This is a genomic window from Halioglobus japonicus (genome assembly GCF_001983995.1).
Lineage (GTDB): Bacteria > Pseudomonadota > Gammaproteobacteria > Pseudomonadales > Halieaceae > Halioglobus > Halioglobus japonicus.
In genome coordinates this window covers 2,686,338-2,698,471 of sequence record NZ_CP019450.1, presented here as the reverse complement: position 1 = coordinate 2,698,471, position 12,134 = coordinate 2,686,338, and the positions used below count along the sequence as shown (strand labels likewise).

Here is a 12,134-nt window from a genome sequence, read left to right as displayed (position 1 = left end):
GTGTGGTGGTTCTCGATTTGCAAGAAAGCGCCTGAGCAGCATGGCAAAGAGGTGTATACCTGAGCGACTATATTCAATAGCGTTGAGTATTCCACTCGCTTCTAGCAGATCACAGGCAATTGCGCGGAGGTTGATGGTCCGAAAAGTTTGATTTATAGCTGCCTGCATTAAGGCAAAGGCAGTTGGCCAATGAAGCTCTAGTTGATCAAAGGTCAACTGCTCGAGTTGTTAGCTCATTCCACTTGCGCGGCATTTCCCGGCCTCGATTTTGTCTAACCCCTCGGAAAAAAGATCGGTTTTCAGCTAGCACCTCCAGATACCATCTGAATGCAAGGATCTACTCATACGCGGGCTCGGTTTGCGAGTTTTCATGCTACCCCGCCTGCCGGGGTAGCGTTCTTTATGACATTGCTTATACATCAGTCAATGGACAGCAAACTAAACATCCTCGCCACATGTATGATTTGTTAAATCAATATGAGTCTTTCAATAACATACTAATCGGGGTAGATTGCCAGCGTTACCTTATTAATGGTGCCATTGAACGCACTGAAACGACGGTCATTCAACTGGCGCTGAATGACCGGTGATCCTCGGTCCATACCAACGTCCGTCCCTTCATCAATAGAAAACCTAGAAGCCACGGTGCTCTCCAGCCGCTCCGTTGCCATAACCTTGCCGTTTACTGATAGTTTCATCAACGCGCCCTTGCCGGCGCCGCCGCCATCATAATCGATGTCCAGCCGCATCTCAGAGTCACCCGGAGGCAGTCGACGCTTGCTTTTTACCGTAACCAGGTCTCCTAGATTGTTGTAGGTATAGCATGGGTAGCCGTCCTCGATATAAAACGACCAACCACCGAATCGACTACCCTGCGCGATAATGACGCCATCTGCCTTCAAATCTTTGCTCACGCTCAAATCGGCTATCACCGAACTAGAAACATTCTTGAAGCTGAGTATTGAATCTTCAACAAGGTCCCATGAACCCGGGTAAAGATCCAGTTCAGTGCGCTCACCCATCATCGTCGGTCTGCCAGCTACAGACGGTAACAGGCGCTCTAGCAATCGGTCATCTAAAGGCAATACCTGATTGGCCACGGCCTCCTTCATGAAAGTTGCCTTCATGCTCGCCAATCTTTCCGGATATTCATCCGCGAGGTTATTAGTCAAGCTGAAGTCGGCAAGCGTATTGTAGAGCTCCCAGCCATCGTCGGCAGCCACGCTGTTCATTTTTTCTGACTCCCAAGGCAGCTTTACAGTGGTACGAGCCAGCCAGCCGTCCTGATAAAGCCCTCGGTTACCCACCACCTCGAAGTATTGCGTAGTATGCCTTTCGGGAGCATTCGCGTTGTCGAAGCTATACATCATGCTGGTACCCTGTATGGGTATCTGCGTCACTCCATCCACCATTTCTGGCTCGGGGATACCGGTTGCTTCTAAGATCGTGGGCACAACATCGATAACGTGTGTGAATTGTTCGCGCAATTCGCCTTTCGCTTTGATTCCAGAGGGCCAGTGGACCACTGTGCCGTTTCGTGTTCCTCCAAAGTCACCTGCTACCTGCTTTGTAAAGGCAAACGGTGCGTCGAAAGCGATGGCCCATCCAACCGCCATGTGTGCATACGTGGTTGGGCCTCCCCATTCATCCAAGTACTCCAACTGCTCCTCTGTGGTTTCAGGTACTCCATTGAGAAAGTGGCCCCAGTTCCAATGACCAGTTTGGTTTCCCTCTGAACTCGTTCCATTGTCACCGCTTATGTAGAACACGAGTGTATTGTCGAGCTCACCAAGGTCATCAATCGCTTCAAGCAATCGCCCCGCTTGATAATCGGCGTACTCAGTGAAAGCGGCAAACACCTCAGCCTGGCGTGCAAATATCCGCCGCTGGTCGTCAGAGAGATCATTCCAGTCAGGCACGCTAGCCGGCTTGGGAGGAAGCTGTGTACCTTTCGGAACCACTCCCAGCGCTATCTGGTCACGATGGGTCTTCTCACGAGTCACATCCCATCCCTGATCGAACTTACCCCGGTATCTCTCAATCCATTCGGACGCGACTTGGTGAGGTGAGTGAGACCCTGCAGAGGAGTAGTAAATAAAGAATGGCTTGTCGGGGCGTAAACCCTGTTGTTGCCGAACCCAGCTTATCGCTTGATCGGTCATGTCTTCGAGCAAGTGATACCCGGGCTTGTCGGGAAAGTCGATGACCGTAACGCCGTCGTGCAGAGAGGGCTCATACATGTTCTCTTCAGCGCCAATAAAGCCATAAAATTTTTCAAAACCCTGACGTGTAGGCCACCGTGTTTGAGGGCCCGCAGCGGTAGTTTCACGCCCTGGTGTTTCGTGCCACTTTCCGAATGCGCCAGTGTTATAGCCGTTTTGTCGCAGAATTTCCGCAATGGGAGCAGCGTTGTTCGGTACGACCGTGGTGTTGCCCGAATAACCGGTAGCTATCTCAGGAATCGAGCCCATATTCACCCTATGGTGGTTGCGCCCTGATTTCAGCGCAGCCCGAGTGGGCGCGCAAAGTGCTATCGTATGAAAACGGTTGTAGCTGATTCCGGTATCCGCCAATTGCTGCAGCGTCGGCATCGAGACAGGTCCACCGAAAGGTGAGGGGGCTCCAAAGCCGATGTCGTCAAGCAAAATGATCACAACATTCGGTGCTCCTTCGGGTGCCCGCACCTCCCAGGGTGTAGGCAGCTCTACGTCTTCGGGCAGTAGTGCTGTCACCGGTGCAGGCGCAGGTTGTGGTATTGGTAATCGAGTTCTATCAATTTCAGTTCCAGCTGCGTCCGTGACTCGGGACGCGATGGACAGTATCAATGCAGCCACCCAGAGGATTAAGTTTTTGCTCTTCATGGTGTCTCCTTTCCGATCTCGGTTGAACGGTAGCCTGCCGAACACGTTGTCTAATGCGCACAAATGGGCACCCATACCGAATAACGCCAGTAATTAGTGTGACGTCAGGTACGTTCGCCAAAACGTCGCGGCCCTCACAGTTTGTAACGCCTCTACAGTGGAGCAAGATTGGTGCCGGCTTCAAATTACTCATATTAAACAGTGGTTTAAGGCCACCTTATTCCTATCGGTAGGGGAGTTTGGCTTTGGTTTCGCAGTTTGCGATTTAGATTGCATTAACTATTGGTAGTGAACCGAAAACTACCTTTGATGACACTGTTGAATCGGCAAAGGCGAGTGGCAAGCGATCCTACTGTCCGACGAGTATGAGCCGCACGCTGGCACAGGGCAGGCTGCTGATGCCGCACACGACAGCGCTCTGAAGAGGGACGAGCCCTTCAGCTAGCTTTGGTCGATACTTTTGGTTGCCATTATCGGTGATTGCCTTCCTATCAGCACAGCACCGACAACGCAAAAGCGAGGTCACGCCGTTTTCTTAGGGGCGTTCTGAGCAAAGCGAGAAGAGCATAGGTAAATCAGTCGACTGAGCGGGGCAAGTTCCTAGCGTTTACTAAATGCCCGTGGAAGAGGGCCTTCGAGTCCGCACGTTCGATTCAGACGTGATGAAGTATTTTTGTCTTGTCTCGGTTAAGCGTCGGTGTAGTTACAACTATGTCTGTTCGTCCTGTGGTTTCCGTAGAGTTTCTGGACTGGTCCTATAAAATCCCCAATCAAATCAACATGTTATAATTTGTCTGTGTTCTTTATGACATGTGGTGTACGAAAAATCGGCCCAGAATCTCCGATTTGTATACAAATAATATGGATTTAGGCGGTTAGAATTAATTCCTCTATATCAGGGGCTTAGGCGGAATACCTGAAGTAGGATGCCACTAAATGTAGTTCCGCTCAGGTATTTATAGCAAGACGGTGCAATACCCGTATAGAGTGTAGACTCATTTCACGATGGCCGAGCCCAGCCACTCACAGAGATAGCCATATAGGCCGGTGAGGGACGGAGCAATGATGGGCCAGTCAAATGGAAGTGACGGGAGTTAGTAGTGGCGAAAGGGATGTTCACAAAAGGATTTATTTCGAGGGCTGACCTATATCTGGCTTATCGAAAAGCAAAAGCCGACGCTTTTTACGACAACCTTCACCCTAATGCGATCGCCTTCGCCGAGTATGAGCAAGACCTAAAAACCAATCTCGAGTCTCTGCTCAATAGACTAGTCTCCAGCAAAGTTGAATGGCCGCTCGATCTCGGATTTATTGGGGGATATCTCTACATTCCAAAGTCAATAGACTTTTTCAAGCGCTCAAAAGTCGATGACGTGCACTGTGTGGACGTTGACCCCATACGTAAAACTAGAGTGTTCAAACGGATGTGACGCGAGCACAGCCGCTCTTGGCTAACTGCATATCCTCGGTTTAGTAAGTGGTCAACATATTCTTGGAAGTCTATAGAGTGGCTTTTTGCCCGATCTCGCAAGTCTGGAAACTTGGCGAGTTGCTTAGAGAAACGTTCACCTACAGAGTCTTCAGCGCTAAGACAAAATAGATCAGGAACTATCACATGGGAAGCCGTTTCTGTGGACATGGCTATTGAGACGCCAGCGGGATCGGCATCGGGGAAAATGATTACTTTCATTCGCTCTGGTGTTCTTTCCAGCAGGGCGTTTACAGCCCTAGCTGAAGCATCATGCCCCCGATAAACCACCAACGTCAGATAATTCAGGTCCGCAAAGACGAAGCTGTGGCAATAGATATAGGCTTCCAGGTTCTCGACGATTAGTATTGCTCCATATTTCTGTAGGTCTATATCGTCTTGACTGACCACATACTCTACTTCCGGGTAGACTTCTATAGGCCCTTGTTTCAGAAACAGATTAGTGTGAATCGCTTGGCAAAAGACTCGCCCCTCCCGCACTGAAACTTTACTTATTTTTTCATCTGGAGTGTATTTCGCAACGGATGTCCTATCTGCTCCAAGATCAGCTGCTTCTCGCGCCATCTCTCTCGGTGCAATGATCTCACGCCACTTCTTGTGGTCATCCCTTGTCCACTGAATCATGTGCTTCCCAACCGGCTTTCCTAAGCCATATTCATTGTGGAGTTCAAGCCACGCTGACGATAGGATCGTTCGTCGATCTCGGCGGTCGAGCATATTCTTGATCAACAAATATTGCTTACCAGTTAGCATGGTGAAATCTTCACTTCCTTGGCATGAAAGTTCCCTGAAAAGGTTTCGTCGAGTCTTCCATCGTACTCGAGATTAAAAAACTTCCGTTTAGACATGGGCATAGCATTGTATTCCGCTACCAATGCGTAGAACCAAATGTCAGGTGGAATGGTCGATGGCGCAAACCTGCGATAGGATTCACGGCCAGTTAGAGATGTATTCTCTTTAAGGCATTCAACATATGTTCGTTGAATGCCTTGCTTGAACGGGCCTGGCTCAAGAATGCTCATTTCCGGGCTGTCATGGCCAATCGGCACACGGTCTACAGTTTGCCTTTCATCAGGAATGGCTTCGTTTCGCAATCCGACTAGAATTTCGCTGAACAAGCTCTCCATCGCTGGATTGCGAGTTTCAGGGGCGGCAACTACGCGCAGCGTTGATCCAATCTGGAAGAGCCTTGGTACATCAAGCCTTGCAGTATAGTCTTCCGGTTCAAAACTAGGGTTCAGGTTGTAATGGCCTACTAGCCTATTAATGAGGCGGGCCCGTTCCGCGAGTCGCGTCAATCGAAACATACTTGCATTTAAGCGTACGATTGCATCACTGAGATCATTGCGGCTATGTTCGATAGCTGACGCGAGGCGGACACTTAGGAATCCACGCAACTCTCTGTCTTGATTACCTAAGGATCGCAAATGCTCAAGGTCGATCAGTTCGAGTGACCGAACTATTCGCTTTACTGTCGCCAGGGCGTTCTTGTTAAGTTTAATTTTATTCTTCAGCAGTGAGGCGGCACCAAAGTTGGTAGAAATTTGCCTCCAAATATCCTCGGCTTGCGCCGTCAGGTCGTCACAAAACTCTCCGATATCACCGTCTAGATTGGTTAAATACATTCGAGCATCGCTGGTGTCGTCGTTTCTCTTTGCCGCGATGTACTCATCAGCAAAGAGAATGATTCGGTCCACCGCATCGGCAAGGCTAGTGTTGAATGCCTTCAACCTGGTACTCATTAAGCTATGATCCATCAACTTTTTCAAAGTTGATGAAAGCCTCGGAGCCCCTTCAAAGTTCACGTCTCGAACTAGCAAACGGAGCCTGATCAGTTCAGCCACAGCCTTCGACGTTTCGGGTGCTTCTCGAACATGGCCATGTGGATGCTCATATGCCTCAACCAGAAGATCAGCATGCCTTCCCATCACCTTAAATAAGTCTTTTGCCGCCAGGTTCGAGTTCATACCGGCAGCCCAATCTGCTCTTCGTCTGAATATTCCTCATCTAGACGTTCATGCGTAGCGATAAAATCTGCCACTTCGTAGAAGTAGTCCCACTTTCCCGTAGCTGTATAGACGAGACCACTGGATTGAGGACATAGATAGCCTTTTTCCCCTAGACGCTCTAGAACAACGCGTACTTGGTCAGCGGGAGAGGTCTTTTTGGTTTGAAATGTTCCTACCCGAGTGATTGTTGAAAGGTCGTCCACCAGCGGCTGCGAATTCTCTAATGCTGCGAGCAACTCACTCTGTTTCAATGAGTCGCCTGGTTGGATGCTCGCATCAAGTGAGAGAGTGGCCATTACGAGTTTGAGCCATCGGCTCACAGGCTCCAAGTCGTTCACAATTTCTCGAAACTGTGCACGGACGCTTTGTCGCCTAGTATTAGACTGAATGCTGGTGTATACCGCGTAGTATGCGCCTCCGCTATTTGTTGCGGCGAGTGATCTACCGATCTTCCTCAGGTAATCATTTACACTGGAGCGATAGCTCTCACTTTCTAACTGCTCAAAAGCAATGCTATCGCTATAACTACAGATAAATGCTCCGGTAAGCAGTTTCTCAATAATAGTTGTGAACAGGTCTTCTTCGGGATTCATGATACGACCTCGAGAGCTTCGCGCTCGGCGATAAGTTGCTCAAGTTCATCGTCAGGCAAGGCCATCTCAACAATGCCTCCTTTCGACTGCACATCGTGGTGATACTTGAAATGTTGGAGTAAGTTAGGGTCTGTTGTGGGAAAACCTCCAATCATTACGATCCGATGATCGTCCAGCATTCCAAAGAGACGCGATATGTTCTCTGGCGCAAGCGTACCGAGTTCGTCCATCGGCCAATGAATCACTACACCTGGATCTCTACAGAGCATTCTGGATATGCCAGCGTAAATGCAACAAAGGATCAGGTAGCTGAGCCCAGTGGAGGACGCGTCCTCAAGTTCCTGCGCCCGACGAGCCGTCACCCATCGATTATTTTCGCAAAGAGATATTTCTAACTCGAAAAGGCCGCTCAACGGTCGATTTGTGTTAGACCGCTGTAGCATATCTGAGGACTTGACCAGTTGCTGATCTAGTTCGACGGGAGGAATAGAGCTCTTACCTTCCTGTTTCCAGGCAAACCAGATATCTGAAAATTTCTCAAGGATGGGCCAATAGTCTTCAGTGTCGATACGGCTTTTTAAGCTAACTTTAACCTCAGATATTGCGTCAAAAAGTAGCGTGTCACCAATGGCTGACGAAATCTGTCTGGACTGCGTACTGATAGCGCCAGAGATATCCTTCATCCCTTGATAGTAGTTGATCAATTGTTGGCCAACATTTTCAATAAACAGGGTTAGGCTCTCTCTCAGCTGGGAAACGTGATCTTGAAGTAGCTCATCTAGGGCCAAAGTTTTGTTTAAGGTAAGCATTTCTTCATCGACTTCATGAGTGCCGTTGTTTGAGAGCTTGTTTCTCTCAACTTCCACTAGCGTGGACCACGCCTGTCCTATGAGACTGTCTTCGCCGCCTTTCAATATCAGCGTCTCAGCTTTGGAAACACCATTGTGAATTGCTTTTCTTAGAGACTCTCTTTCGTTTATCAACATGAAGGCATCGGACTTAACAATGTCAAACAGTCGGGGGGGCGATGCCTCATCTCTTTCTCCAGGGGATGCGGCCAATTTTTGTACGATAGATAAGCATTCCTCGCGACTGGATTTAAGTGTGCGCAGTTCTTGTTCTAACCTTTTTCTATTGCTATTTAGATCATCTCTAAGTCTCTTAAAACCGGTGTGCAGGGTATCGTAGCGTTCTAGGTGTTCGTCTCGTGTTCTTTGAGCCTCGACGAGTGATTCAGCGAAGAATGTGTATCTGGACCATTCGACGTCTAACCATGTCTTGTAGTCTCGAATGAGAGTGCCGTACGATTTGGCTGTCTCAACATTTTTTCTCGCATCCGTGAGATCAGATTCAGCAGCCTCAAGCACTGATTTTTCCAGACCCTTCGAAGATCTTTGCTGCTCAAAATCCTGTTTCAACAGCTTTAATCTCTCTTTATGATTCTCCTTCTCGGAGCTTTCGGCTATTTCCATAGCCTCTTTCTCGTTCGTGAGTTTTGATTCCTCTGAAGCTGTTTGACTGCTCAGCTCATCGAGTGCTGACTGTCTTCTAGTCTCAACGTTCTGTACAGCCGTATCACGCCGACTAAAAGCGTCTCCTCGATTTTTCTCCAGTCTCTCAAGCTGGATCTTGGCTTCCTGCTTTCTCTGGTCGGCCAGGTCTCTATTTCGCGCTTTTATCTGCCTGATTGCATCAAACGCCGACCCGCTCTCGCACTTCAAGCCATCTAGTTTTACTACAGCCAGCTGCGTATGCCTTTTTTGCTGATTCCACTGGCTGACTAGCGAATCAAAGTCTCGCTCATTCTCCTTGAATATTTCCTCATATCGTTCTAGCTCATCTTCCGCAAGGTTGAGCAATCTCTCATGATCTTCCAGAGTCGTAGCCCATTCAGGCTTCTCAATGCGCCCAAGATCAAGTTCCCAACCAAAGAGGTTACTGGTGGAATCCTTGTCTGTGAAGGTTGGGGATAAATCCTTTCGGTCGAGCAGCTCAGGCTGTATAACCCGTCCCAAAGACTCAAACCAAGTAGACTGATTTTCTCTAAGTGCGGCTAAAAACGAGCCAGCATCAGGACGAACGTACGACAACAATTGGTCACACTTCTTCTGAGTTCGCTCGACTTCCCTTTTACTCAGTAGAAGTTTTTCGTCAGCTTGGTTCTGTTTCTCAAAAAGATCCCTTTCCTTCTGTTGCTCTTTCTTTAGATCATCTTCTTGAAGTTTAATTTTATGGCGGATGTCGTCCGCAGCGATCTCGGCAACTTCTAGATCTAGCTTTTCTTCATCGGTGATGAAGCTATGTTTACTCGCCTGTCTGGCTTCCGCAATATCTTCTCCTAACTGGCTCAGTTCATCTTCAAACGAATCACGAGTACGTTCCTTTTCATTGTCGAACGCCTTTGTAATCTCAAGTCGTTTTTCCGCTCGTTTCTCACGTACTAAGGAAATGTCTTGCCCAATTTTCTGTATCTTTGCCTGCAATTTCTCTCGAGCACGATGGTATCTGTCCTTTTCTTTGCTTGTGGCGTCATCAAATTCACGGCGTATATCACTCACGCCCTCTTCGAGACGGCGCAGCCTGGCTTGCGCGGCATCGTGTTTTTCTATGAGGTCATCCAGCTGCGTGAAGAGCGTCTCCTTAGTGTGGATGTCCTCAGCCTCCCAGCGCTGATACGCCTTGTCTAGGCTCTCTAAGCGAGATTCAGCCGTTTCCACCTCCGCCTTTGCGTCACTGATTTTCGTTTTTAGGTCGAACGAGCCATTTTCCCATTCTGTGGTTTTCGTGGTTAGCTCTTCTTCGATATCTGAACGCGCCAGGTCAATTTCATTGATCCGCTCATCATATTGAGTCTTCAAATCATCCAATTCACGGCGTATCTGGCGCATTTTCTTTGCGTTTTCTTGATAGGCAATGCCCTTAGCTATCGCTGTTTGAAATACGTCCTCATGCTTGTCTAGATCTCTTAGAATGGCAAGGCTAGCGATTTCGGAACGTATACCCCGATGGAGGTCAAGCTTTGGAGGGACGACATTATCTTCCTGCATGATCTCGGCAAGCATCGATTTGATGCGATCCATGTCGCCGCTCCTCCCCAGTATGGCGGTAGCCATCTTATCGAGGTATCGCATCTGTCCGATTTTTCCTGATAGTCCAAACTGGATGGCAAGAGATCGGAGCTCCTTGTCACCTGCGCGGCGGATGAGGTCTGCATCCCCCTGGATTACAGCTCTGTAGTCCTGTGTTGCCTCAAGTTGCTTGCTATGCTCCAAGTGGTTAGCTTTCCAGTGCCGTCCTAGCTCTCGGCCTTCAACGTAGAATCGTTCGCCTTCTCGTACCTCACTGAAATAATCACTAATGAATCCTTCAGCAAGGAAACGATATGCCGGCTTCTCGCCGGATGTATGTCGATAAACAGTGGCGCACATCAAGCCTCTTGGCGTCTGATATTCATAAATGATCATGCTGGTGGGGCGAGGGAGGTAGAAATCCACGAAACGGGTTCTATTAGATGTTCTAGGAACTAGATCAGTCGAATTTGCCCCATAAAATAGCGGTGCCAATTTCAGTAGTGTCGTCTTACCAGCGCCATTGGTCCCACTAAGATTTGCGTGTTCACCGACCCGGATGGCCATGAGCTTGCCTGGTACATGGGCGTCAAGACAGATAATTCGAACGAGACCATTTGCGCTAGTGGTCATCTACTACTCCTCGATATTAGACACAGCGGACACTATCCTGGTGTCCATATCTTCTTATGATACCTACTTCCATGGTCAAACATGGCTGAATAATTTTTGATCAACATGGCAGAGCTATGGAAAGCCTGAACCTGCGGGCATTCTGCGTGCTCTAGATTGAGAAATCTTAGGCTCGAGATGTCTACAATCATACTACTGTATATTTGAACATGTAGCATCAAGGCATATATGTCATTGGATCTTTACTGATCAGAGAACCTGGAGGCTGAATCATGACTAGTAATGTCATTCGCTACCCGTCATATATGAGTCGTGAGTTCCTGTATGAGCTCATCTGGGACAGGCCCAGGACAGAGCTTTCCAAGGAATTCTCGATTAGTGATGTCGGCCTGACCAAGAAGTGCGTCAAGCACGATATACCAAGACCACCGGTCGGATATTGGGCCAAGCTGGCTCACGGAAAGCCTGTAGAGCGGCCCGAGCTCCCCCAGGTCGATGAAGGGCTTGCTCTTGTCGAGTTCCATTATTACTCCGCAGCCGAAACCGCCCCAGTAGTTGAGAGGGAGAAAGCGCGAGTCGCTTTAGACGACCCAAGGATATCCGCCGCATCAGAGGCAAAATTTCCGAGTTCACTCAAGGGTTCGAACCAGCTGATCAGGGAATTCAAGTCTTCCATCCTCAAGAAGTCACACAATAGATATGGCTTCGTGGAAAGTCCGTACAATAGTGAATCCAGCCTAGATGTCGTCGTAACTGACGGATCTCTTCAGCGGGCCTGCATTTTCTTGTCAGGGCTGGTCAAATTATGCGCAACCTATGGCTGGGTGTTTGGCCGGGAATCACCAAAATATGGTGGTCGGCGTGGCAGTACCTACTTTCAAATAGGTGAAGCAAAAGTTCAGATCAAGATCAAAGAGAAAGTTACACAACGAAGTCGTGAGCTCACACAGGAAGACAGAGAACACAAAAAGAAGTGGGGATACGTCTGGGGGCCTAAGCATGAGTATGATCCCACGGGCATTCTGACGTTTTCAATTGAGGGCATCTCTGCACCCTCTGGATACAAATTCAGGTGGAGCGATTCTAAGAAGCAGGTGATCGAAGAGCGCCTTCCTCAGATCGTGGAAGCACTTATCATTGCCGGCGAGGAACAGGTCGAGCGCACTAAAGATCGTATTGAACGAGAGTGTCAGTACGAACTTGCCGCTCAAGAGAGGCGGCGGGAAGAAGCGAGGGCTCGGAAGGAGCAGAAGATCATTTCTGATCTCGTGTCACTTGCAGAGGAACACGACCGAGTACGCAAAATTTCCTCACTACTTGATGATCTATCCGAAAAATACCCGATTTCCGATGATGTCCAGAGCTCGATTAGGGAAGCCAGAGCGCGTTTGAAAGAGGTAGCACCTCTGGAAGCCCCAGATAGATTCAGTGATATATTCAAGAGCACAGGTGACCTAGAGTACTGGTAGCGCAAATCTGTA

6 protein-coding genes are annotated in these 12,134 nt (G+C 48.7%); 1 reads left to right on the top strand and 5 read right to left on the bottom strand.

Translation table 11 applies throughout. The features are described from left to right. Positions 1-497: 497 nt before the first annotated feature. The 5 genes from BST95_RS12710 to BST95_RS12690 form a co-directional block, all read right to left on the bottom strand. Positions 498-2,861 (bottom strand): arylsulfatase, encoded by a 2,364-nt coding sequence (locus BST95_RS12710; RefSeq protein WP_084201160.1) that lies wholly within the window; start codon positions 2,859-2,861, stop codon positions 498-500. A gap of 1,324 nt (positions 2,862-4,185) precedes the next feature. Then, complete coding sequence (locus BST95_RS12705) at positions 4,186-5,103, bottom strand: DUF7281 domain-containing protein (protein WP_084199934.1); 918 nt, start codon at positions 5,101-5,103, stop codon at positions 4,186-4,188. After that, positions 5,097-6,317 (bottom strand): hypothetical protein, encoded by a 1,221-nt coding sequence (locus BST95_RS12700; RefSeq protein WP_084199932.1) that lies wholly within the window; start codon positions 6,315-6,317, stop codon positions 5,097-5,099. Before BST95_RS12700 ends, BST95_RS12705 begins: the two co-directional genes overlap by 7 nt. Then, the gene (locus BST95_RS12695; protein ID WP_084199930.1) at positions 6,314-6,952 is read right to left on the bottom strand and encodes a condensin complex protein MksE; all 639 of its coding nucleotides are present in this window, start codon (positions 6,950-6,952) and stop codon (positions 6,314-6,316) included. Before BST95_RS12695 ends, BST95_RS12700 begins: the two co-directional genes overlap by 4 nt. Then, complete coding sequence (locus BST95_RS12690; RefSeq protein ID WP_084199928.1) at positions 6,949-10,653, bottom strand: ATP-binding protein; 3,705 nt, start codon at positions 10,651-10,653, stop codon at positions 6,949-6,951. The genes BST95_RS12695 and BST95_RS12690 overlap by 4 nt, the downstream gene beginning before the upstream one ends. 272 nt (positions 10,654-10,925) lie before the next feature. Here BST95_RS12690 and BST95_RS12685 point away from each other — a divergent pair, with 272 nt between their 5' ends. Further along, positions 10,926-12,122 carry a hypothetical protein gene (locus BST95_RS12685; protein WP_084199926.1) on the top strand — a complete coding sequence of 399 codons (1,197 nt, stop codon included), beginning with the start codon at positions 10,926-10,928 and terminating at the stop codon, positions 12,120-12,122. Positions 12,123-12,134 lie beyond the last annotated feature (12 nt).